Here is a 22,859-nt window from a genome sequence, read left to right as displayed (position 1 = left end):
ATGGCAGACACCCCAATTCTTGAAATCAAGGATGTGAGCTCCTACTACGGGCAGATTCAGGCACTCAAAAACGTGTCGCTGCATATCAATCCGGGTGAGATCGTTACGCTGATCGGCGCCAATGGCGCCGGCAAAAGCACCCTGCTCATGACCATTTTCGGCGCGCCCCGGCGCGCACCGGGCAGATCCTGTACAAAGGCAATAACCTGTTGCGCCTGCCGCCGCATAAGATTGCCACCCAGGGCATTGCCCAGGTGCCCGAGGGTCGCCGCATCTTCCCGAAAATGACGGTGGAAGAAAATATCATGATCGGGACCCTGCCTATTGGCGACGCCCATCTGGACGAAGACCGGCAGCATATGTTTGATTTGTTTCCGCGCCTCAAAGAACGGCGCAACCAGCGTGCCGGGACGCTGTCGGGCGGAGAGCAGCAGATGCTGGCTATCGCCCGCGCACTCATGAGTCGGCCCGACATGATTTTGCTGGATGAGCCCAGCCTGGGGCTGGCGCCGCTGATTGTGCGCCAGATTTTTTCAGTGCTCCGGGAATTGGGCAAAAGCGGCAAAACCATTTTTCTGGTTGAGCAAAATGCCAATCACGCGCTCAAGCTGGCCGACCGGGCTTATGTCATGGTAACCGGCGAGATCAGGATGACGGGTACCGGCGCAGAACTGCTGGCCAACCCGGAGATCCGCGACGCTTATCTGGGAAGCCATTAGGATGGCTGCCCGCGAGGAAACGCCGCTGATGCAGCGTCTGCGTGCCGTGCGCCAGGCCAATGACCTGACGCTGGAGCAGGCCGGACGGGCCTGTGGCATTGCGGCCTCGACGCTCTCGAAAATCGAGAACGGGCTGATGTCGCCCACCTACGATGTATTGCAGAAGCTGGCCATCGGTCTGTCGCTGGATGTTTCCGAACTGTTTACGCCGGCGCGCGAACCGATGGGGGCGGGCCGTTGCGTGGTTGATCGCAGCGGGCAGGGCAAGGTGCACAAGACGCGGTATTATGAACATCTGCTGCTGTGCTCGCAGCTCTCGCACAAGCGGATGATGCCCTTTCTGACACGTATTACAGCCAGGGACCTGAGCGCATTCAGTGACTGGAATCGTCACGAAGGCGAAGAATTCGTTTATGTGATCAGTGGCCAGATCCAATTGCATACGGAATTTTATGCCGAGGCAACGCTGGGGCCGGGCGACAGTTTTTATATTGACAGCCGCATGGGGCATCGCTGCATCAGCGTCAGCCAGGAAGATGCACAAGTGCTCTGGATGGCGACCCAGCGCCCCGAGGCAGAATCAGGAGAAGTAAATGAGTAGTCCGGTGCCACGTGTGTTCAGTGCCGAAGAAACGCGCCAGTTAATCGCTTTCGGGCCGTTGCGCCAGCATATCCTGGATGCGGCCTTGCAATACGCGGCAGGCCAGATTCACAGCCCGATCGCCAGGTGCTGACAGTGCCTGGCAGCAAGGATGGTGTGCTGCTGTCCATGCCTTGCACGGCCCAGGATATTTGCGCACATAAGCTGATTTCCCTGCTGCCGGACAATCCTGCGCAAGCTCGGCCCACCATCCAGGGCATGGTGTCAGTGCTCGACAGCGCCACCGGTGTCCCGCTGTTCGTGCTGGACGGCCCCACGGTGACCGCAAGACGTACGGCCGCACTGTCCATGGCCGGCCTGCAGCTTTTTCTGGAACAAGAGCCGCGCACCATTGTGATCATTGGTGCCGGGAGCCAGGCCGATGGGCACGTGCAGGCCATAGCCGAGCTGTATCCCGATGCCACGGTGCATATTGCCGCACGCGAGCAATCCTGGGCAAAGGCCCAGACCTTTTGTGAACGCCACGCCGCCCTCGGCATCCACTTGCAAGTGACCGATCTGAATCAATTGCCGGAACAGTTTGACGCGGTCATTACGCTGACTACGGCTGTTGAACCGGTTTATCATGCGCCTCCGCTGGCCGGGCGCCTGATTATCGGCGTGGGCGCCTTTCGCTCGCATATGGTGGAGGTGGCGCCGGAAACGGTGATGAACAGCGTGTGCTATGTCGACGATCTGGTCGGAGCACAGCATGAAGCCGGCGATTACATTCAGGCGAAAAAAGACTGGAGCGACGTGACTACGCTGGCGCAGGCCATTGAAAGCGACATCGATTATTCCCGTCCGATCATGTTCAAGACCGTCGGCTGCGCCGCCTGGGATCTGGCGGCAGCGCGTTGCGCAAGGGCGGCGGCGGGCCTTTAGTGGGGGCTTGAGGGGCGTTAAGTGAGCCGCGATGAGCAAACGGTCCGTTCATGAATTATTGAATGACTCCCCTATACCGCGCCTCGGTCCCCTCTGATTTTTTAGCCGCTTTTTTGGATGAACGAGAGTTCGCGCTCGATACGACAGCGCCTGCCCCTGTCGCAAATTTCTGACATAAATGATTGATTCGGCGTGGCTTTTTTGTTCATTGCCAGTAAGTTTTCTTGCCAAACGGCTCGCGCAATGCTATAGTCACAGGCTAACCACTGTAGTTGGGTTCACTGATTGACCGGCTTTTGAACTGGTTTCAGGCGCTAAACAAGTATCAAAGAAAGATTTTAAAGATGGGCGAAGCGGGCATGGAAAGTGCGGCGCGGCGTGGTCTTTATGCCTTTTCTTATACCTGTATGCGCCTTGATCTGTTTGGTCAGTTGCTGGTTTTGCGTTGTCATTTTTTTGGTACCGCAATGCCGCTGACAGCACTTTGAATTGAACCTGCATGGGTATTGTTGTCCGGGAAGGCAATGCGTTGCAGCCTTGAGTTTACCGGATGAATCATATTAAATTTAGCCCCAGCCAATCGTAGCTGGGAATTGGAGAAAATGATGTCGAATACGACACCTACGCCTGCCGCTTATCGGCTGGGACTGGTTGGTCGCAAGGTTGGCATGATGCGTATCTTCACGGAAGAAGGCGAGTCAATCCCTGTCACCGTGCTGGACGTATCCAACAACCGAGTTACCCAGGTCAAGTCTCTGGACACAGACGGCTATGCTGCCGTTCAGGTAGCCTACGGCGAACGCCGTGCAAGCCGTGTGGTCAAGGCACAAGCAGGTCACTACGCAAAAGCCGGTACAGAAGCCGGTTCCATCCTTAAAGAATTCCGTCTCGATCCTGCAAAAGCCGCTGAATTTACAGCCGGCGCCGTTGTTGCTGTCGAAAGCGTATTCGAAGCCGGCCAGAAAGTCGACGTGCAAGGCACAACGATCGGTAAAGGCTTCGCAGGTACCATCAAGCGTCACCACTTTGGTTCCCAGCGCGCTTCTCACGGTAACTCCAGGTCGCATCGCGTGCCTGGTTCTATCGGTCAGGCACAGGATCCAGGTCGCATTTTCCCTGGTAAACGCATGTCCGGTCACCTGGGTGATGTAACCCGTACCGTTCAAAATCTTGATGTTATCCGTGTTGACGCCGAACGTGGTCTTCTGATGGTCCGTGGCGCAGTGCCCGGTCACAAGAATGGCGACGTCGTGGTTCTGCCGGCCATCAAAATGTCTGCGAAAGGAGCCAAATAATGGATCTTAAGCTCCTGAACGATCAGGGCCAGTCTGACGCAACCGTCAGCGCACCTGACACAATCTTTGGCCGTGACTTTAACGAAGCACTGGTTCACCAGGTCGTGATTGCCTATCAGGCAAATGCACGTGCCGGTAATCGTGCCCAGAAAGATCGCGAACAGGTCAAGCACAGCACGAAAAAACCATGGCGCCAGAAAGGCACCGGGCGCGCTCGTGCCGGTATGACATCTTCCCCAATCTGGCGTGGAGGTGGTCGTGCATTCCCGAACTCTCCTGAAGAAAACTTCAGCCAGAAAGTCAACAAAAAAATGTATCGCGCGGGTATCCGTTCGATCCTGTCTCAACTGGCTCGCGAAGGTCGCATCGCCGTTGTTGACGCTTTCACTTTCGACACGCCAAAAACAAAACTGGCTGCGTCAAAACTGAAAGCCATGGGTCTGGATTCTGTTCTGATCATCACCGATACTGTTGATGAAAACACCTACCTGGCAACTCGCAACCTGCCAAACGTAGCTGTTGTAGAACCGCGTTACGCTGATCCGCTGTCTCTGGTCCACTACAAAAAAGTGCTGATCACCAAAGCAGCTATCGCTCAATTCGAGGAGATGCTGGGATGAAAGCAGAACGTTTATTGCAAGTGATTTTGGCACCCGTCATCACCGAGAAAGCGACTTTCATCGCCGAATCTGGTGCGAAGCCCCAAATCGCGCTGCGTGTTGCACCCGATGCAACCAAGCCCGAAGTGAAAGCAGCTGTTGAAATGCTGTTCAAAGTTGAAGTTGATTCCGTCTCTGTACTGAACCGTAAGGGTAAGGTCAAGCGCTCAGGCCGTTTCGTCGGTCGCCGCAAAGCCAACCGTATTGCCTACGTTTCACTCAAGCAAGGTCAGGAACTCGACTTTACGGAGGTAAACTGAGATGGCCTTAGTTAAAACAAAACCAACCTCTGCCGGCCGTCGCGGCATGATCAAGGTTGTGCATGCGAACCTGCACAAAGGTGCTCCGTTTGCAGCCCTGACAGAACATCAGAAACGTGGTTCCGGCCGTAACAACAATGGTCATATCACTATTCGCCATCGTGGCGGTGGTCATAAGAGCCATTACCGTCTGGTCGATTTCCGTCGCAACAAAGATGGCATCCCTGCAAAGGTAGAGCGTCTGGAATACGATCCTAACCGTACAGCACACATTGCCCTGCTTTGCTATGCAGACGGCGAGCGTCGTTACATCATCGCTCCTCGTGGTCTGGAAGTCGGCGCATCACTGTTGTCCGGCAAGGAAGTGCCTATCCGCGTGGGTAACACCATGCCGATCCGCAATATTCCTATCGGTTCAACCATCCACTGCATCGAAATGCTGCCAGGCAAAGGCGCGCAAATCGCCCGTTCCGCCGGTGCATCCGCTGTACTGATGGCCCGTGAAGGCATTTACGCCCAGATCCGCCTGCGTTCCGGTGAAGTTCGTCGTGTGCATATTGATTGCCGCGCGACAATCGGTGAAGTCGGCAATGAAGAACACAGCCTGCGTCAATACGGTAAAGCCGGTGCGATGCGTTGGCGTGGTATTCGTCCGACCGTTCGTGGTGTTGCCATGAACCCGGTTGATCACCCACACGGTGGTGGTGAAGGCCGTACAGGTGAAGCTCGTGAGCCGGTCAGCCCATGGGGTACACCGTCCAAAGGCTTCAAAACCCGCCGCAACAAGCGTACTGACTCAATGATTGTGTCACGTCGCAAGCGTAAATAAGGGGCGAACTAAATGTCACGTTCTATTAAAAAAGGTCCTTTCGTAGACGCCCACTTGCTCAAAAAAGTGGATGCCGCCGTCGATGGGAAAGAGAAAAAACCGATCAAAACCTGGTCGCGTCGTTCAACCATCCTGCCTGATTTCATCGGCTTGACAATTGCTGTTCACAATGGCCGTCAGCACGTGCCTGTGTATGTGAACGAAAATATGGTTGGTCACAAGCTTGGCGAGTTTGCTCATACCCGTACATACAAGGGCCATGCTGCAGACAAAAAGTCTAAGAGGTAAGCGATGGAAACTACAGCCGTTATTCGTGGTGTACATATCTCTGCGCAAAAAACCCGTCTGGTTGCGGACATGATCCGTGGCAAGTCTGTGGCACATGCGTTGAATATCCTTACATTCACACCTAAAAAAGCCGCTGGTATCGTCAAGAAAGCGCTGGAATCCGCAATTGCGAATGCCGAGCATAATGATGGTGCCGATATTGACGAACTGAAAGTGACGACAATCTATGTCGACAAAGCTCAGTCAATGAAGCGATTCTCCGCAAGGGCCAAGGGCCGCGGTAACCGTATCGAGAAGCAGACTTGCCACATTGTGGTCAAAGTCGGCGCATAAGGAGTCACAATGGGTCAGAAAATTCACCCTACCGGGTTCCGTCTCGCAGTTAACCGTAACTGGAGCTCACGCTGGTACGCTGACGATAAAGACTACGGCGCCATGCTGGCCGAAGACGTCCGCGTTCGCGAGTACCTGAAACGGAAACTGAAAAACGCATCCGTCGGTCGCGTCCTTATCGAGCGTCCTGCAAAAAATGCACGGATCACTGTATTTTCTGCACGTCCCGGTGTTGTCATCGGTAAACGCGGCGAAGATATCGAGAGCCTGAAGTCAGACCTGCAACGCCTGATGGGTGTGCCGGTTCACGTTAATATCGAAGAAATTCGCAAGCCTGAAACCGATGCTCAGCTGATCGCTGATTCTATCGCTCAGCAGCTGGAAAAACGGATCATGTTCCGTCGCGCCATGAAACGCGCGATGCAGAACGCCATGCGCCTGGGTGCGCAAGGTATCAAGATCATGTCCGCCGGCCGTCTGAATGGTATCGAAATTGCCCGTACCGAATGGTATCGTGAAGGTCGTGTGCCTCTGCACACCCTGCGCGCCATCATCGATTACGGCACCTCTGAAGCACAGACTACCTACGGTATTATTGGTATCAAAGTCTGGGTCTACAAAGGTGATCTGCTGCCAAACGGCGAAATGCCTGCTGAAGTGGCTGCTGCTCCTCGTGAAGATGAGCGTCGTCCACGTCGTCCTCGCGGTGACCGTCCTGATGGACAGCGTCGTCCAGGCGGCCGTGGTCGCAGCAGTGGTCGCAAAGCAGGTGATGCTGCAGCGCCAGCCGCAGCAACTGCGACAGAAGGAGAATAATTATGTTGTCACCAGCACGCAGGAAATACCGTAAAGAGCAGAAAGGCCGCAATACCGGTCTGGCTACTCGCGGTACCAATGTAAACTTTGGCGACTTCGGTCTGAAAGCTACTGGTCGCGGTCGTCTGACGGCTCGCCAGATTGAGGCAGCCCGTCGTGCCATGACCCGTCACATCAAACGTGGCGGTCGTATCTGGATCCGAATTTTCCCAGACAAGCCGATCTCTCAGAAACCTGCTGAGGTCCGGATGGGTAACGGTAAAGGTAACCCGGAGTACTGGGTAGCCGAGATCCAGCCTGGTAAAGTATTGTACGAAATGGACGGCGTCAGCGAAGAGCTGGCACGTGAGGCGTTCCGTCTGGCAGCTGCCAAGCTGCCAATCGCGACAACGTTTGTCACACGTCACTTCGGCGCATAAGGAGAGATTCATGAAAGCAAGTGAACTCCGTTCGAAAGAGACGACCGAGCTGTCCAAAGAGCTCGAAAGCCTGTTGAGGGCGCAATTTAGCCTGCGTATGCAGCGCGCTACTCAGCAGCTGTCCAACACCAGTCAGTTATTGAAAGTGCGTCGCGACATCGCGCGTGTACGCACCGTCATGACTGAAAAAGCTGCAGGTAAGTAATATGAGCGAAACAACGCAAACGACACCCGCAAAGCGTCAGCGTACCCTGATCGGTAAAGTGGTTAGCAACAAGATGGACAAATCCGTTGTCGTTCTGGTAGAACGTCGCGTGAAGCACCCCATCTACGGCAAAATCGTGGTCCGTTCAAACAAGTACAAAGCGCATGACGAATCCAATGAGATTAACGAAGGCGACACAGTAGAAATTGCTGAAGGCCGTCCTATTTCACGCAGCAAATCGTGGAGTGTTATTCGTCTTATTGAAGCAGCACGCGTCATCTGATGCTTCACCGGCGCTAGGCAAGTCATTGGCCTGTGCATTATGCAGGCCTGCGACAGCATAGTTTGCCGGTATGCGAAGAAGAAGTACCAAAGCCATCCTTTTGAAGGATGCTTTTTTGCGTATTGCCAACAGATCATACGTTCGCAGCACCGTTTATCGGGGTAAACCCCGGGCCCAGGACGAGAGGCCGGGTTCATATGGCCATTTATCGTGATGCAGTCAGCGCTGATTGACTACAATCAACCTATTTTTATCAAAGGAGATGGCATGCGTCTGATTCTACTTCCGGCGGTCCTGGTCAGTATGGTTCTGCCCGGTTGCGCGACCGGCTCGGCGGACGGCAACAGAGATGGCAGTAATTCTGGCCGCACACAGCAGTCCGTTTATACCTGCAAGGGTAAGCTGCAACTGGGCGTGGCCTATGAGTTCGTCAACGACAGGGCAACCAAAGTGATTGTCAGCGACAAGCGCCGAACATATGAACTGACGCGTGCAGACCAGACCGACGGCGACGCTACGGCGTTTACCAATGGAACGGTCACGTGGATTGCCAGCGGCGAGGTCACGCCGCAATCCATAAATACCCATCAGGGTAGTCGTCTGCTCAAGGTGGGGCGCAACGGCAGAGCGACTGCCGCAGCCAGTGACTGCAACCCGGCCTGAATACGTTTTAACTTCAGTACATCACGCCACGCCTTTTGCAAGGGTGGCGTTTTCATTCATCCATGATGATGTCCAGCAGGCTGCCGGCCAACGTCGCCACGAATAATGACGCATTAACGTCGTTGCCGGTTGAGAGATGGCCCGCTAGGACATGCGACAATGCGATCCTTTGGAGGCAGTTTAAAGAATCAATTACTGCATCGTCATTCAAGTTACAAGGATTTTCCATGGCGTCACTAAAGATAACGATGAAAGGACAGGTCACCCTAACGCGGGACTTACTGCAGCATCTTGGTATCAAACCGGGGGAACGGATCGACTTTGACAAGATGCCGGGCGGTGAGCTTCGGCTCAGAGCTGCGCGTCCTGCAGGTACGATTGAAAATTTTATTGGGCGGCATGCCGGCAAAGTTAAAACACCAATAACTATCGAGAAAATGAACGAGCTTGCCGCCGCTGGGCCGACATATAAGCGGTGATCAGCTGCAGGTGGCGGTTGCAGGGTGGTCAATCGTATAGAATAAATCTTCTGTCATTTTCTGCGATCCCCTCTTTTTCATGTCTGATTCCTTTATCTCCCAATTACCGGCAGAACTGAACGTTTTGACGGACCCGGCTTCGCTCGTACGATACAGCAGCGACGCCAGCGGTTTGCGGGCCGGCGCTCCGCTACTGGTGGCGAGGCCTGCCACGGTCGAGCAAGTGGCCGCGCTGGTTGCCCTGTGCGCCAGGCATAACAGGAAAATCACCATTGCCGGCGGTGGTAGCGGATTGGCCGGTGGGGCTGCGCCCGACGACGGCGATGTGGTCATTTCGCTCGAACTGCTGAACCGAATTGAAGATATTGATGAAGCGGGCGGTACCGCGCTGGTGCAGGCTGGTGTTGTGTTGGAGACGCTGTGTGCGGCGGTGGAAGAAAAGGGCTGGTACTTTCCGCTGGACCTTGGCGCGCGCGGCTCCTGTCAGATCGGGGGCAACGTGGCGACCAATGCCGGTGGCAATCGGGTCCTGCGTTATGGCACCACCCGGCAACTGGTGCTGGGCCTGGAAGTCGTGCTGCCAGACGGCACTATCATGACCGTGCTGGATCGCACCCTTAAAAACAATACTGGCCTGGATTTGAAGCAGCTGTTCATCGGCACCGAGGGTACGCTGGGCATTATCACACGTGTGGTTGTGCGCCTGTTTCCCCGTCCGCAGACAAGGCGCTCGGCCCTGGTTGGCCTGGCTTCGTTCGCGCAGCTCGCGCCCTTGCTAAAGGCGGCGCGCAGCGCGCTGCCCGAGTTGTCCAGCTTCGAGGTGATGTGGGCAGACTATGTGGCCCAGGCTGCCGGCGTTACCGGCAGGGCGATACCCTTTGATGGCCAATGGCCGCTGACCGTGCTGCTTGAAACCGAAGGCGCCGACACGCCCATGTTTCATGCCGGTTTCGATGCCTTCCTGGAATCCATGCTTGAGAACGACGCCGTGCAGGATGCCATTGTGCCGCAAAACCTGGAACACGCAGCAGATCTATGGGCGATCCGCGATGGCATTGGCGAGCTGTTCACTTCGCTGCGGCCATTCGTGGCCTTCGATATAGGTATTCCCTTAAAAGATATGGGCGCCTTCATAGAGCAGGCCATGGCTGAGATCAGCCGGCGCTGGCCGCAGGCCTCTAACCTGCTTTTCGGCCATCTTGGCGATGGTAATTTGCATCTGACGACCGGCCATCTGCAAGCGGACGATATTGTGCCGGTGGAAGAGGCGGTATACGCCCTTACCTGCAGGTTTAATGGCAGCATTTCGGCCGAGCATGGCATTGGCCGTCTGAAGAAACCGTTTCTCCATTACAGTCGTGATAATACCCAGCAGCAGGTGATGCGTCGCATCCGCGACGCACTGAATCCGCAAGGTGTGCTGAACGCGGCACGTATTCTTGATTGATATTTTTTAAGGCCACAACGCCATGGCATATAGCCCAGCTACCCCTGTTTCCAGCGCGCCCAGGCATCTTTGCGAGACGGCGCGCGCTGCTTTTGTTGCCCATTTCGGCGAACGCTTCACCACCGGTGCGGCGGTTCGTGATCATCATGCGCGTGATGAATCGGCGTACCCGCCGGTGCAGCCCGACGGTGTCTTGTTTGCCAGGGACACCGACGATGTGGTTGCCGCAGTCAAACTATGTACCCAATTCAATGTGCCGCTTATTCCATTTGGCATCGGTTCATCCATCGAGGGCCATGTGCTGCCCATCGAAGGCGGCATCACGATCGATTTTCGGGACATGAACCGGGTGCTGGCCATTCAGCCGGAAGATTTCACCGTAACGGTGCAGCCGGGGGTGATTCGCACTCAGTTAAATGATGAAATCCGCCATACCGGTTTGTTCTTTCCCATCGATCCGGGTGCGCACGCATCCATCGGCGGCATGACCGCGACCCGCGCTTCCGGAACCAATGCGGTCCGTTACGGCACCATGCGCGACAATGTACTATCGCTCAAAGTGGTCACGGCAACCGGCGAGGTCATCCGTACCAGCAGTCGCGCCCGCAAATCATCGGCCGGCTATGATCTGACGCATTTATACGTGGGTAGTGAAGGCACGCTGGGCGTGATAGTGGAAATTACCCTGCGAGTGTATCCGCTACCCGAGGCGGTGACTGCCGCGGTGTGTTCGTTCCCGACATTGCGCCATGCCGTGCAGGCCGTGACCGAGATCATGCAAAGCGGTGTGCCCATTGCCCGCGTCGAGTTCATGGATGAACGCGCCGTACGTGCCGTCAATGCCTACAGCAAAACCGCGCTGGCCGAACAGCCGCTGCTGCTGTTCGAATTTCATGGATCGCCTGCAGGCATTGCCGAACAGGCCGTGATCGTACAGGAATTGACGGCGGGGCAGGGTGGCACGGCGTTCCAGTGGGCCGAAAAACCCGAGGAACGTACTGTGCTGTGGACGGCCCGCCACAATTACTATTTCGCCTGCCTGCAGCAACGGCCTGGTGGACGCGCCATCACCACCGATGTGTGCGTGCCCATTTCGCGTCTGGCCGACTGCGTGACCGACACCGCGGCCGATTTGCAAAGCCTGGCCTTTCCCTGGTCGATTGTCGGCCATGTTGGCGATGGCAATTTCCATGTGGTCATGATGATTGATGCAGATAATGAGCAGGAATGGCATCAGGCAGAAGACATCAACAACCGCCTGGTGCTGCGCGCCATACAGATGGACGGCACCTGCACCGGCGAGCATGGCGTGGGCATTCACAAGATGGGTTTTCTGAAGGCAGAACATGGCGAGGCAGCACTGCAACTGATGCGCAACATCAAGCACGCCTATGACCCCAACAATATCTTCAATCCGGGCAAAATCGTCAGTTGGTCGGCCTGATCGACCAATGGCAAATGTGATCGTCGCGCCACGCCAGGCGTGCCAGCGCAGATGATGCAGCAACCAGACAAAGGCAAACAGTAATCTGGTTTTCTGTTCATTTGTGATAAGCTGATCGCCGCCAGGCACATGGTGTCATGTGCCCGATAGTGCTGCAGGCACCCGAAAGAACACCATATGCGCCGGCGCAATAACAGGAGAAGAAGACAAAATGGTTTCGCGTTATCTCGCAGCAGACTGGGGCTCAACCAATCTGCGTCTGTGGTTGGTTGAAGACGGCATTGCCGTGAAAAATGCGGCATCGCCCTTTGGGATTACGCGGATGCAGAACCAGTCGTTTCCCGCTGTTCTGCAGGGCCTGCTGCAGCAAATGCAGATTGCGCAGTCCGACATTTCACGCGTTTACATTGCCGGCATGGCCGGCAGCAATGTGGGCTGGCAACAGGCGAACTATCTGCACTGTCCGGTATCGCTCAACGCCCTGGGCACAAGCCTGACGCCGGTGGATCCGGGTTGGCCGGCGCAGGCCGGCATTATTCCCGGGGTGTGCGTGCCCGGCCCGGATGGCGCCGATGTGATGCGCGGCGAGGAAACCCAGTTGCTGGGCGCACTGCAAGAGACGGCATCAGCCCTGTTTATCCTGCCTGGAACGCACAGCAAATGGGCGCGCGTGCATCATGATGTCATCCACAGCTTTACCACGGTCATGACCGGGGAACTGTTTGATGTACTGCGCCACCATTCCCTGCTGGGTCGGGGTCTGCCTGCGGCAGCGCCACACCCCGAGTCTTTTGATCGCGGCGTCATGGCCGGGCTGGCTGCCAGCGATACCATGACCGAACTGTTTACCGTCAGGGCGCGGCATATTTTGGGTCATCTGCCCGCCCAGCAGGTTGACGACTACCTCTCGGGGCTGCTGATCGGCTCCGAAGTGCGCGATATGCGCCAGCGTTTCGAGGTTTCGGCCGATACGCCAGTCACGCTGGTGGGTAGCGGTTCGCTCTTTACACGCTATGATCGCGCCCTGCATCTGGCGGGCATTGCATTTACGACCCAGGACGCCGATACGGCCATTTTGAACGGAATAAGGAAAATACATGACTCCCTGGACTCCTGAGCTGCCGCTGATCGCCATTTTGCGCGGCATCGGCCCTGATGAAGCGCTTGACCACGTGCAGGTGCTGCATGAGGCTGGCTTTGACGCCATTGAAATTCCCACCAACTCGCCAGACTGGCAGGTGAGTGTGCAGCGCGTGAGCCAGGCCTTTGGCGAGGCGCTGATGACCGGGGCCGGAACGGTCCTCACATCGGAGCATCTGGCGCAGTTGTCTGCAGCCGGCGGCAGGCTGATGGTGACACCCAATACTAATCCAACGCTGATCGCCGAGGCTGTCAATACCTACGGTTTTCAGGTGTGCGCCGGGTTTGCCACGGCCAGCGAGGCGTTTGCCGCCATGCAGGCGGGTGCGCAGGCGCTCAAGCTGTTTCCATCCAGCGTGTTCGGGCCGGATTACGTCAAGGCGCTCAAGGCCGTATTGCCCGCACACGTGCCGCTGTATGCGGTCGGTGGCATCAACCCCGGGAATCTGGCCAGCTATCTGGACGCAGGTTGCATCGGTGCGGGGCTGGGGTCCGATCTGTATCGGCCCGGCCAGCAGGTGGCCGTGACGCGTGAACGCGCACAGCGCTTTGTACAGGCCTGGCAGGCTGCGCGACCGCAGGCAAGGTAAAGATGGATGTGTCCGCGCTCAGGATTCTGCTTGCGGTAATGCCTCTTGCGAGTTGTGCCCGGGGATAACAGGCGTTTTGATATCGCGCGGCAACACGTGCTGTCCGGGTTGGTACAGAATCAGAAAACACAGACAATAACTGGAGAATAGAGACATGGCGACATTTGATGTGGCGCTGTTTGGGGAAATGATGGTGCTGCTGGTGGCTGCCGATCCGGGGCCGCTGGAAGCGGTGCACACCTTTCACAAAATGACGGCCGGCGCCGAAACCAATGTGGGCATTGCGCTGGCCCGCCTGGGCGCAAAGGTCGCCTGGGCCAGCCGGCTGGGTGACGATACCATGGGCAAGTATCTGAAAAATGTCATGCAGCAGGAAGCCATCGATTGCTCGCGGGTGCTGATGGTGCCGCGTGAACGCACCGGCTTTATGCTCAAGGGCAAAGTTACCGAGGGCGATCCGCCAATTGAATATTACCGTTCAGGCTCTGCCGCCAGCGCCATGACGGCGGACGATCTGGATCCTAACTGGCTGGGCCAGGCCCGGCATTTGCATGTCACCGGCATTTTCCCGGCCCTGAATGCCGGTACCTATGCGCTGACCGTCGCCGCCATGCAGCACATGCGTCGCGCGGGGGGAACGGTTTCCTTTGATCCCAATCTGCGTCCGGCCTTGTGGGGGTCCGCCGAGCTGATGCGCGCGCGCCTTAATGAGCTGGCCGGCCTGGCAGACTGGGTCTTGCCCGGACTGGAAGAGGGCCGAATCCTTAGCGGTGCCGACAGTGAAGAAGGGATTGCGGCATTTTATCGGGGTCTGGGTGCGCAGGCCGTTATTGTCAAGCTGGGTGCGCACGGCGCGTTTGCACAGGCTGGGGAGCAATCGTTCCGGGTCCCGGGCTATCCCGTGGAAAAAGTGGTGGATACCGTGGGCGCCGGAGACGGGTTTGCCGCCGGGCTCATCAGTGGCCGACTCGAAGGGCTGGACTGGCAGGCCAGCGTGCGTCGCGCCACTATCATCGGCGCCTGTGCTGTACAGGTCGCTGGGGATACTGAAGGCTACCCCGACCGGGCCAGACTGGCGGAACTGGACAAGGTTTAAGTATTCCCGCATTACGGATTCTCCTAATTTCACTCCTTTTTCTGTGCTGGTATAATGTACGTTATAGTGTACAAAAATTTGTATAAATGGGAGCAATACCATGGGAATCACTTCCGGTGACGTCATTTCGCTATCCCAGGCCCGGGCAAATTTGTCCGAACTGGCCGATCAGGTCAAGGGGGGCGCTGAGAAAATCATCACCAAAAATGGCGAAAGCTATGTGGCTATCATTGATGCCCAGCGACTGGATTACTATCATCAATTGGAACGTGAGCGCATCCACTTGCTGCTTATTGATGATGCCAGCAAGGGGCTGGCAGATGTCGCCACTGGAAAAGTGAAAGATGCTCAGTCTACCCTGGCGGCAATCAAACGCCGTCGCAGCGCAGCAGGCTGACGGTGCATATGGCGCAAACAGCTCGCTATACCATCAGGCTGACAGCCCACTTTGAACGCAACCTTGAACAAATTGAAGCTTTCCTGTTGGAGACCGAAGCGCCTCAGACGTTTGACGCGCTTCTGGATGAACTGACAGATACCATCATTCCGAATCTTGCGCGTTTTCCGCATATGGGCCGTGTGTTCTCGGCCCGACCCGCACGCTCGGTCGAAGTTGCTAATGGTATTGAACGTCTGAGCGCACAATTTGACGTCATTGCCAATTCAGGCGATCAGTTGCGCGAATATGTGATGTCGAACTATTTGCTACTGTATGCAACAATCAATACGACCGTCTACTTGCTCTCCATCCGGCATCAACGCCAACTGTCTTTCGACTTCGCAAATCACTGGCCGTCCTGAAAATCAGGGCTTTTTTGTCCTACCTAGGGTTTTCTACAGTTGCGGCATGTCATTCAGTGGTCTTACCATTGAACGCTAATTTGAGATCCACCGTTTAACCGGGGTATTTCAGGCAAGCGGCCCAGCCAAAACAGAAAAAGCGAAAAGAGACAAGTGAAGTTCGAAGCCATCAAATCCCGCTCCGTGTCGGAACTGGTTGCCCAGCGATTGATCGATATGATCCGCAAGGGGCAACTGGTTGCCGGCCAGCAGCTGCCGCCAGAGCGGGAACTGGCGGTGTTGTTCGATGTGGGCCGGCCTGCTGTACGTGAAGCCATCCGCGGCCTGTCGCTGCTGGGCCTGGTCAAGATCCAGCAGGGCGAAGGCAATTTCATCAGCTCACTGAATGTGGAAGACCTGATTGAGCCGCTCAGCCTGCTGATTGACCTGCATTTTGATCAGATCAACGAACTGTTCGATGCGCGCAAAATCATTGAAGGCGGCATTACGCGCCTGGCTTGCGAGCGGCTGACCGAAGCCGAAGTTGAACGCCTGCGCGTCAACGTTGAGGAAGCGCGTGCCGCGCTGGCCCGCAATGACCACGAGGCCATTCGTCATCTGGATATCGAGCTGCATCAGACCATCATCAACGCCTGTGGCAATGTTTATCTGCAGCGGGTGGCGCAAAGCATTAGTTTGCTCAGCCGCAAGAGCCGTACGATCACAACCGTCATTCCGTCGATCTTGCAGTCCACCTTTGACGATCACGAACATATTGTGCAGGCCCTGGCCGAACGCAATCCGGCCAAGGCTTCCGAAGCCATGTACCGGCACCTGGACCATGTGCAGAAGCACTACAACGACTATCAGCAAGCCGGCGCAACGACGCCGACACACACAAACCAACAGGAGTCAGTATGAAACTCATTCGTTATGGGGAAAGCAAGCAGGAAAAACCGGGCATCGTCGATAGCGACGGCCGTATCCGTGATCTGTCCGGCGTCATCAGCGATGTCGACGGCAGCACCATCACAGAAAGTGGCCTGGCGCGTCTGCGTGGGCTGGATATCTCGACCCTGCCAGTTGTCGAAGGCAATCCGCGCATTGGTCCCTGCGTTGGCAACATCGGCAAATTTGTTTGTATCGGCCTGAACTATTCTGATCACGCGGCTGAGTCTGGTCTGCCGGAGCCTTCCGAGCCCGTGGTATTTAACAAGTGGACCAGCGCCATTGTGGGCCCCAATGACGACGTGGCCATTCCCCGCGGTTCAAAGAAAACCGACTGGGAAGTGGAGCTGGGCGTGGTTATCGGCAAGGAAGCACGTTACATCAGCAAGGAAGATGCGCTCTCGCATGTGGCCGGCTATTGTGTGATCAATGACGTATCGGAGCGGGAATACCAGACCGAGCGTGGCGGCACATGGGATAAGGGCAAGGGTTGCGATACGTTTGGTCCTATCGGCCCTGGCTGGTAACGGCAGATGAAGTGCCCGACCCGCAGGCATTGAATTTATGGCTGGAAGTGGATGGCAAACGCTATCAGGACGGCACCACCGCCAAAATGATTTTTGATGTTGCCACGATTATTTCGTATCTGAGCAATTTCATGAGCCTGCAGCCAGGCGATGTGATTTCCACAGGTACGCCGCCCGGCGTTGGCATGGGCGTCAAGCCTGAACCTGTTTACCTGAAGGCTGGCCAGACCATGCGTCTGGGAATTGAAGGCCTGGGTGAACAGACACAGAAAGTGGTGCAGGCCTAAGGCTGGCACAAGCGCGGCGCGAAGGAGGCGCCGCGTTGCTTTAATCTGAATGGCGCTTGCGATATTCAGGTTGTTGATGAAGTCGGGCGTCCGACCGCCGGAACAAGGTTGGTGCGATGCCAGACAGCAGTAGTAGATGTATAAAAACAGAACCGTCCGTCGCGCAATTCGTGTGTACGGACACCACATCTCAGGAGCCCGGCTGCGCCGGGGTTGCCTGTAAACGGAGACAGACATGAACAAACGCAATATGCTCAAAGGGTTGCTGGGATTGACGTTGACAGTGGGCGCAGGCATGGCTCACGCGGCCTACCCCGAGCGTCCTATCACCATGATCGTACCCTGGGGTGCCGGTGGCGGCACAGATGCCACGGCCCGTATGATCGCCACCCTGCTTGAAAAAGAACTGGACAATCCGGTGAACGTGGTCAATCGTACCGGCGGCAATGGTGTCGTGGGCCATATGGCCATCTCCAAAGCCAAGCCTGATGGTTACACGCTGGGCATGCTCACGGTGGAAATTGCCACCATGAAGCACTTGGGCCTGACCACCATTACCCCGGCCGATTACACGCCGCTGGCCCTGATGAACGAGGATCCTGCCGGCGTGACAGTAAGCGCCACGTCTGAATATAAAGACATGAAAGGCCTGATGGAAGCCATCAAGGCTAATCCCGGTAAGCTGAAAGCCTCTGGTACCGGACAGGGCGGCATCTGGCATATCGCCATTGCCGGCCTGGTCAATAAAGCCGGCCTGCCAGCCAATTCGGTGCCTTTCGTTCCTTCCAACGGCTCTGCGCCTGCCATGCTCGAGCTGGTTGCCGGTGGCATCGATATCGTGCCCACATCCCTGCCGGAAGCGCGTTCAATGATCGATGCCGGTAAAGCTAAACCGCTGGCCATCATGTCCAAAGAGCGGTCACCCATGTACCCGGACGTGCCAACGTTGAAGGAAACCACTGGCAATGACTGGACCGTGGGCGTGTGGCGTGGCATTGCCGGTCCCAAAGGGCTACCCGATGACGTGACTACCAAGCTGGATGCCGCGCTCAAGAAAGTCAATGAGAGCAAGGAGTTTCGTGATTTCATGGCCAAACGCGGCTTTGGTGTTGCCTACGCCAGCGGCAAGGAATATGGCGATTACATGGCCAAGTCCACCGCTGATTTCGGCGAAGTGCTCAAAGCCATCGGAATGGCCAAATAAACTGATATGAACCGGGTAGTCGGTTCTGTGCGCCTGGCGCGCACGGAGCCGCACTGCCGACCCTGTGGAAAATTCCCATGAAGATCAGTGATACCCTTTCCGGCATTATCATCGGCATTTTTGCCATTCTCGTTTTTGTAATGGCGCTGTCGTTTCCCCCTACACCCGGCCAGGAATATGGCTCGGGACTGTTCCCTCGTCTTATAGCTATCGGGTTGCTCATTTGTTCAGTGTGCCTGATCGTGCAAAGCCGGCGTCGGCGGGACCACCAGCAGTGGCTGGCCTGGCCTGGCCTTAATATGGTGACTTTTCTGCGCTTCTGCATGATCCCGGCAGCGCTCATTTTCTATTTTCTGACGGCGGAATCGCTGGGCTTCTTTATTTCATCCGGCATTATCCTGATGGTCTCGTTCCTGGTGTTTGGCGTCAAACCCTTGCGCGGCCTGATTCTGACCGTAATCAGCGTGCTGGTCATCCACTTTTCCTTCTACAACATTCTGCAAGTCCCGCTGCCGTGGGGATTGCTGGAAACTTTCGCGTGGTGACCCTATGTTCATGAGCAATTTTACTGCTGCACTGGGTCAGGTAACCGACCCGTTCGTGCTGGGCGTCATTCTGGTGGCGGCGATTTTCGGTCTCTTTGTGGGTGCCATTCCGGGCCTGAGCGCCACCATGGCCGTAGCCCTGCTGGTGCCCGTGACCTTTTTCATGGATCCTGTTCCGGCCATTGCCATGATGGTCACCTCAACCGCCATGGCCATTACTTCCGGCGATGTGCCCGGGTGCCTGTTGCGGATTCCCGGCACCCCGTCGTCGGCGGCGTACACGGATGAAGCCTACAACATGACCCGCAAGGGCATGGCAGACCAGGCGCTGGGCGCCAGCATCGTGTTTTCTTTTGTGGGCGGTCTGTTTGGCACACTCGTGCTCATTACCTGCGCCCCCATGCTGGCCAATTTCGCGCTGAATTTCTCTTCATATGAATTTTTCTGGCTGGTGGTATTGGGCCTGTCGTGCGCCATCGTTATCACGCCGGCCAGCCAGCTCAAGGGTTTTGTGTCGTTGCTTATCGGCCTGTTGCTCGCTTGTGTGGGTATGAATAACCCGGCAGCTATCCGCGCTTTACCTTCGGCAACGAAGACCTGATGAACGGAGTGACATTGCTGCCGATGATGGTGGGCATGTTCGCCATTGCCGAAGTCCTGCGCTATGCCGTTAACTCACAGGACAGCATCGGTGAAGTCAAGACACAGATCGGCAATATCTTTACCGGCATGTGGAAACTGACAAAGAAATATCCTGCGTCCATTTTGCGTGGCAGTGTGCTGGGAACCATCGTGGGCGCATTGCCGGGCGCAGGTGCCGACATTGCCGCCTGGATGTCTTACGGCATTAGCAAGAAATTTTCCAAAGAACCGGAAAAATTCGGCACCGGACACGTGGAAGGCATTGTCGAGGCTGGCGCTTCGAACAATTCGGCACTGGCCGGCGCCTGGATCCCGGCGCTGGTTTTCGGGATTCCAGGAGATTCCATTACCGCGATCGTAGTGGGTGTGCTGTACATGAAAAACCTCACACCGGGACCCATGATTTTTACCAATAATGCAGTTGAAATGTACTCCATTTTCCTGGTGTTCATTATTGCCAATATTCTGATGCTGCCGCTGGGCTATGCGCTGGTCAAGATTGCCAGAAAAGTTCTGCGGGTGCCGCGCTCTCTGCTGATGCCCATTATTTTGCTGTTCGGTATTGTCGGTACCTTTTCCATCAACAATAGCCCGTTCGACGTGATCATCATGATGCTCATGGGGCTGCTGGCCTATGTCATGGAAGAGAACGACTTTCCCATTGCACCGGCCGTGCTGGGCGTGGTGCTGGGCGGCATGCTGGAAGAAAACTTTATTTCATCCATGATCAAGCTGACGGTGATTTTCTCATGTTCTTCAGCCGGCCCATTGCTGCCATTCTGGGCGTGGTGGCCATTCTGATCTGGACCATTCCCATTATCAAACTGTTCCTCGGCAAATCCAAGCCGCCGGCCGGCGGCACTGGAGATCCGGTGACCAAACCAGGAATCACGACATGAACCAGACCACCAACCCCGCTAAGCAACAGGCCGACGAGCGCTATGACGCCGAGGCATTGCGCGAGTTTGCACGTGCGCTGCTGGTGGCCGCTGGCGCCGCGGATAACATTGCACGCACTGTATCGGACGTATTGCTTGACGGAGATCTGCTGGGCCATACCACGCACGGGCTGGCGCTGCTCAATCCGTATTTGCAGCAGATCGAACAGGGCAAGATGAGCACGCAAGGCAGCGCCGACATTATTTCCGACAAAGGGGCATCGTTGTTGCTGGACGGGCGGCGTCTGCCGGGACCGTGGTTGGTGAATCAGGCTATAGATATGCTGCTGCCGCGTGCGCGGCAATACGGCAACGCCACGGCAGTGATTCGCCAGAGCCATCACATTGCCTGCCTGGCCAGTTATTTGCTGCGGGCGGTTCGTGAAAACATGCTGATTGTGCTCAGCTGTTCCGATCCGTCAGGCGCCAGCGTTGCACCTTTTGGCGGCACCCGCGCTGTGTTCACACCGAATCCGATTGCGATTGGTATACCTTCGGCATCGCCGTTCCTGGTGGATATTTCTGCCTCGATTACCACAAACGGCATGAGCGGCCGCCTGGCCAAGGAAGGCAAGCAATTCGAAGAAGAATGGCTGATTGATAGCACCGGCAAGCCCACACGTGATCCCGCTGTACTGTCGCAAGAGCCGCCAGGAACCATCCTGCCGCTGGGCGGCCTGTCGGTAGGACACAAGGGCTTTGGACTTGCACTGCTGATTGAAGCGCTCACCGGTGGCCTGGCCGGCCATGGCCGGGCCGACAACGTCCAGGGTTGGGGCGCGACCGTTTTTGTCAGTCTGTATGATCCCGAAGCATTTGGTGGCAAAGACCAGTTTGCGCGCCAGATGGACTGGATTGCCGATGCCTGCCGCAACAACCCGCCCCGCGAGGCTTCGATAATGTGCGCATGCCCGGAGACCGTGGCCTGGCATTGTATGAACAACAGAAGAAAAACGGCGTGCGCTTGCATCCGTCCATTACGCCACTGCTGCAGGAATCTGCGCAAACCTATGGCATCGGCATGCCGGCCACACTTTAATTTACGACAAGGATAGACAATGAGTCAGAACAGTTTACAGAACCGGGTAGCCGTTATTACGGGCGGAGCACGCGGTATTGGCCTGGCTGCCGCCAAACGCATGCTGGAATCGGGCGCATCGGTCGCGCTGTGGGATCTGGATGCCGATCGGCTGGCGCAAACGCGTCAGCAACTGGAAGCGCTGGGCAAGGTGACTGCGCATGCGCTGGACCTGACAGATCTGGCCGCGGTGGAAAACGCAGCGGCTGACACGTTGCAGCAACATGGCAAGATCGACATTTTGGTCAATAACGCCGGCATTACCGGCGGCAACGGAGTGACCTGGGAGCTGGATCCGGCCGTATGGCAGCAGGTAGTGCAGACCAATCTGATGGCTCCTTACTATACCTGCCGCGTGCTGGTGCCTGCCATGCTCAAAAACGGCTACGGTCGCATCGTTAATATCGCCTCAATTGCCGGTAAAGAGGGCAATCCGAACGCCTCGCATTACAGCGCCTCCAAGGCTGGGCTGATCGGACTGACCAAATCGCTGGGCAAGGAACTGGCCGAACGTAATATTCTGGTGAACGCGATTACCCCTGCGGCGGCAAAGACTGAAATTTTCGATTCGATGTCGCAGGAGCATATTGACTATATGTTGTCCCGGATTCCCATGAAGCGGTTTCTTGCCGTGGACGAGGCCGCCTCCATGATCTGCTGGCTGGCTTCGGAAGAGTGCGCGTTCAGTACCGGCGCCGTATTCGATCTGTCAGGCGGGCGGGCAACCTATTGATGACACCATAGCGTCACAAACCCGTGCGATTGTGTTTCATACATGGAATGCAAAGCAGAAAAATGATACATGCAGCCAGAAGCCGCATGGCATCTTAGTATAAGGAGATATTAATGACGATCCTTGAAAGTTCGTTATTTCGGTCAGTGGCAGCGATTACGCGGACCGTGGAAAAGGCGCTAACTTATATGCTGGGCCTTTGCGTACTGGTGATGGTGGTGCTGGTGTTCGGCAACGTTGTCCTGCGGTACGGCTTTAACTCGGGTATTACCATTTCCGAAGAGGTCGCCCGGATGTCATTCGTCTGGCTGATTTTCCTGGGCACCGTCATCGCGTTTCGCACCAAGCAGCATCTCGGCGTGAACATGCTGCTGGACCGCCTGCCGATCATGCTGCAGAAAGTCATCCACATCCTGCGTCAGCTCATCATCATGTGGGTCCTGTGGTTGCTCATGCAGGGCGGCTGGGACCAGATGGTAATTGGCATGAACACCGCCTTGCCGGTGACTGGCTGGTCGCAGGCCCTGTTCAGCGGCATGGTCTGGTTCAGTGCGGTGGCCATGTTTGTCCTGGCTATCGGCGACATTGCAATTGCAATCATGACGCCGGCGGACCGCAGCTATCAATATCGTTTCAGAACTGCGGTCGACCATGTCGACGACGCCGGTTAACGCAAGTAACAGGAAA

The 22,859-nt window shown here is 56.3% G+C and carries 28 protein-coding genes and 4 pseudogenes; all 32 read left to right on the top strand.

Annotation, left to right across the window (positions count from 1 at the left end; all coding sequences use genetic code 11):
• Positions 1–15: 15 nt before the first annotated feature.
• Positions 16–719: pseudogene (locus tag TKWG_RS19915) on the top strand (ABC transporter ATP-binding protein).
• 1 nt (position 720) lies between these two features.
• Complete coding sequence (locus tag TKWG_RS19910) at positions 721–1,320, top strand: helix-turn-helix domain-containing protein (RefSeq protein ID WP_014752571.1); 600 nt, start codon at positions 721–723, stop codon at positions 1,318–1,320.
• On the top strand, positions 1,313–1,453 hold the full coding sequence (locus tag TKWG_RS24190; protein ID WP_014752570.1) for a hypothetical protein: 141 nt from the start codon (positions 1,313–1,315) through the stop codon (positions 1,451–1,453). The genes TKWG_RS19910 and TKWG_RS24190 overlap by 8 nt, the downstream gene beginning before the upstream one ends.
• A gap of 2 nt (positions 1,454–1,455) precedes the next feature.
• Positions 1,456–2,244, top strand: a complete 789-nt coding sequence (locus TKWG_RS19905) for a delta(1)-pyrroline-2-carboxylate reductase family protein (RefSeq protein WP_014752569.1) — start codon at positions 1,456–1,458, stop codon at positions 2,242–2,244.
• A 272-nt stretch (positions 2,245–2,516) separates the two neighbouring features.
• The gene (locus tag TKWG_RS19900; protein WP_014752568.1) at positions 2,517–2,732 is read left to right on the top strand and encodes a hypothetical protein; all 216 of its coding nucleotides are present in this window, start codon (positions 2,517–2,519) and stop codon (positions 2,730–2,732) included.
• A 117-nt stretch (positions 2,733–2,849) separates the two neighbouring features.
• Positions 2,850–3,539 carry a 50S ribosomal protein L3 gene (rplC, locus tag TKWG_RS19895; protein WP_014752567.1) on the top strand — a complete coding sequence of 230 codons (690 nt, stop codon included), beginning with the start codon at positions 2,850–2,852 and terminating at the stop codon, positions 3,537–3,539.
• Complete coding sequence (gene rplD, locus TKWG_RS19890) at positions 3,539–4,159, top strand: 50S ribosomal protein L4 (protein WP_014752566.1); 621 nt, start codon at positions 3,539–3,541, stop codon at positions 4,157–4,159. The genes rplC and rplD overlap by 1 nt, the downstream gene beginning before the upstream one ends.
• Positions 4,156–4,458 (top strand): 50S ribosomal protein L23, encoded by a 303-nt coding sequence (gene rplW / locus TKWG_RS19885; protein ID WP_014752565.1) that lies wholly within the window; start codon positions 4,156–4,158, stop codon positions 4,456–4,458. Before rplD ends, rplW begins: the two co-directional genes overlap by 4 nt.
• Position 4,459: 1 nt before the next feature.
• On the top strand, positions 4,460–5,287 hold the full coding sequence (gene rplB / locus TKWG_RS19880; protein WP_014752564.1) for a 50S ribosomal protein L2: 828 nt from the start codon (positions 4,460–4,462) through the stop codon (positions 5,285–5,287).
• 12 nt (positions 5,288–5,299) lie between these two features.
• The gene (gene rpsS / locus TKWG_RS19875) at positions 5,300–5,575 is read left to right on the top strand and encodes a 30S ribosomal protein S19 (RefSeq protein ID WP_014752563.1); all 276 of its coding nucleotides are present in this window, start codon (positions 5,300–5,302) and stop codon (positions 5,573–5,575) included.
• 3 nt (positions 5,576–5,578) lie between these two features.
• Complete coding sequence (gene rplV / locus TKWG_RS19870; protein WP_014752562.1) at positions 5,579–5,908, top strand: 50S ribosomal protein L22; 330 nt, start codon at positions 5,579–5,581, stop codon at positions 5,906–5,908.
• Positions 5,909–5,917: 9 nt separating this feature from the next.
• Positions 5,918–6,724 (top strand): 30S ribosomal protein S3, encoded by an 807-nt coding sequence (rpsC, locus tag TKWG_RS19865; protein WP_014752561.1) that lies wholly within the window; start codon positions 5,918–5,920, stop codon positions 6,722–6,724.
• Positions 6,725–6,726: 2 nt separating this feature from the next.
• A complete protein-coding gene (gene rplP, locus TKWG_RS19860; protein WP_014752560.1) occupies positions 6,727–7,143 on the top strand; it encodes a 50S ribosomal protein L16 in 417 nt (138 codons plus the stop codon).
• Positions 7,144–7,153: 10 nt separating this feature from the next.
• Complete coding sequence (gene rpmC, locus TKWG_RS19855) at positions 7,154–7,348, top strand: 50S ribosomal protein L29 (RefSeq protein ID WP_014752559.1); 195 nt, start codon at positions 7,154–7,156, stop codon at positions 7,346–7,348.
• A 1-nt stretch (position 7,349) separates the two neighbouring features.
• Positions 7,350–7,631: a 30S ribosomal protein S17 gene (gene rpsQ / locus TKWG_RS19850; RefSeq protein ID WP_014752558.1), complete on the top strand. Its 282-nt coding sequence runs from the start codon at positions 7,350–7,352 to the stop codon at positions 7,629–7,631.
• A gap of 267 nt (positions 7,632–7,898) precedes the next feature.
• Entirely contained in the window at positions 7,899–8,294 is a 396-nt protein-coding gene (locus TKWG_RS19845; RefSeq protein WP_148274611.1) for a hypothetical protein, read from the top strand.
• A 227-nt stretch (positions 8,295–8,521) separates the two neighbouring features.
• Entirely contained in the window at positions 8,522–8,773 is a 252-nt protein-coding gene (locus tag TKWG_RS19840; protein ID WP_014752556.1) for an AbrB/MazE/SpoVT family DNA-binding domain-containing protein, read from the top strand.
• Between the two features lie 79 nt (positions 8,774–8,852).
• Positions 8,853–10,220: an FAD-binding oxidoreductase gene (locus TKWG_RS19835; protein WP_014752555.1), complete on the top strand. Its 1,368-nt coding sequence runs from the start codon at positions 8,853–8,855 to the stop codon at positions 10,218–10,220.
• A gap of 22 nt (positions 10,221–10,242) precedes the next feature.
• Positions 10,243–11,664, top strand: a complete 1,422-nt coding sequence (locus tag TKWG_RS19830; RefSeq protein WP_014752554.1) for an FAD-binding oxidoreductase — start codon at positions 10,243–10,245, stop codon at positions 11,662–11,664.
• 211 nt (positions 11,665–11,875) lie between these two features.
• The gene (locus tag TKWG_RS19825; protein WP_014752553.1) at positions 11,876–12,781 is read left to right on the top strand and encodes a 2-dehydro-3-deoxygalactonokinase; all 906 of its coding nucleotides are present in this window, start codon (positions 11,876–11,878) and stop codon (positions 12,779–12,781) included.
• Positions 12,762–13,394 (top strand): 2-dehydro-3-deoxy-6-phosphogalactonate aldolase, encoded by a 633-nt coding sequence (locus TKWG_RS19820; protein ID WP_014752552.1) that lies wholly within the window; start codon positions 12,762–12,764, stop codon positions 13,392–13,394. The genes TKWG_RS19825 and TKWG_RS19820 overlap by 20 nt, the downstream gene beginning before the upstream one ends.
• Before the next feature lie 154 nt (positions 13,395–13,548).
• Positions 13,549–14,490 carry a sugar kinase gene (locus TKWG_RS19815; RefSeq protein WP_014752551.1) on the top strand — a complete coding sequence of 314 codons (942 nt, stop codon included), beginning with the start codon at positions 13,549–13,551 and terminating at the stop codon, positions 14,488–14,490.
• 100 nt (positions 14,491–14,590) lie between these two features.
• On the top strand, positions 14,591–14,887 hold the full coding sequence (locus TKWG_RS19810) for a type II toxin-antitoxin system Phd/YefM family antitoxin (protein ID WP_014752550.1): 297 nt from the start codon (positions 14,591–14,593) through the stop codon (positions 14,885–14,887).
• 8 nt (positions 14,888–14,895) lie between these two features.
• Positions 14,896–15,291 carry a type II toxin-antitoxin system RelE/ParE family toxin gene (locus TKWG_RS19805; protein WP_014752549.1) on the top strand — a complete coding sequence of 132 codons (396 nt, stop codon included), beginning with the start codon at positions 14,896–14,898 and terminating at the stop codon, positions 15,289–15,291.
• 153 nt (positions 15,292–15,444) lie between these two features.
• The gene (locus tag TKWG_RS19800) at positions 15,445–16,191 is read left to right on the top strand and encodes a FadR/GntR family transcriptional regulator (RefSeq protein ID WP_014752548.1); all 747 of its coding nucleotides are present in this window, start codon (positions 15,445–15,447) and stop codon (positions 16,189–16,191) included.
• Positions 16,188–17,032, top strand: a pseudogene (locus TKWG_RS19795) (fumarylacetoacetate hydrolase family protein). Before TKWG_RS19800 ends, TKWG_RS19795 begins: the two are co-directional and overlap by 4 nt.
• Positions 17,033–17,267: 235 nt before the next feature.
• Positions 17,268–18,236 carry a tripartite tricarboxylate transporter substrate binding protein gene (locus TKWG_RS19790; RefSeq protein ID WP_014752545.1) on the top strand — a complete coding sequence of 323 codons (969 nt, stop codon included), beginning with the start codon at positions 17,268–17,270 and terminating at the stop codon, positions 18,234–18,236.
• Between the two features lie 77 nt (positions 18,237–18,313).
• Entirely contained in the window at positions 18,314–18,781 is a 468-nt protein-coding gene (locus TKWG_RS19785; RefSeq protein ID WP_014752544.1) for a tripartite tricarboxylate transporter TctB family protein, read from the top strand.
• Positions 18,782–18,791: 10 nt separating this feature from the next.
• A pseudogene (locus TKWG_RS19780) lies at positions 18,792–20,322 on the top strand (tripartite tricarboxylate transporter permease).
• A pseudogene (locus TKWG_RS19775) lies at positions 20,319–21,400 on the top strand (Ldh family oxidoreductase). The pseudogenes TKWG_RS19780 and TKWG_RS19775 overlap by 4 nt, the downstream one beginning before the upstream one ends.
• A gap of 19 nt (positions 21,401–21,419) precedes the next feature.
• A complete protein-coding gene (locus tag TKWG_RS19770; RefSeq protein ID WP_014752542.1) occupies positions 21,420–22,172 on the top strand; it encodes an SDR family NAD(P)-dependent oxidoreductase in 753 nt (250 codons plus the stop codon).
• A 113-nt stretch (positions 22,173–22,285) separates the two neighbouring features.
• Positions 22,286–22,843, top strand: a complete 558-nt coding sequence (locus tag TKWG_RS19765) for a TRAP transporter small permease (protein ID WP_014752541.1) — start codon at positions 22,286–22,288, stop codon at positions 22,841–22,843.
• Positions 22,844–22,859 lie beyond the last annotated feature (16 nt).

The sequence above is a fragment of the Advenella kashmirensis WT001 genome (assembly GCF_000219915.2).
Lineage (GTDB): Bacteria > Pseudomonadota > Gammaproteobacteria > Burkholderiales > Burkholderiaceae_B > Advenella > Advenella kashmirensis.
Note: the sequence above shows the minus strand (reverse complement) of the source record. Positions and strands in the feature narration are given on the sequence as shown.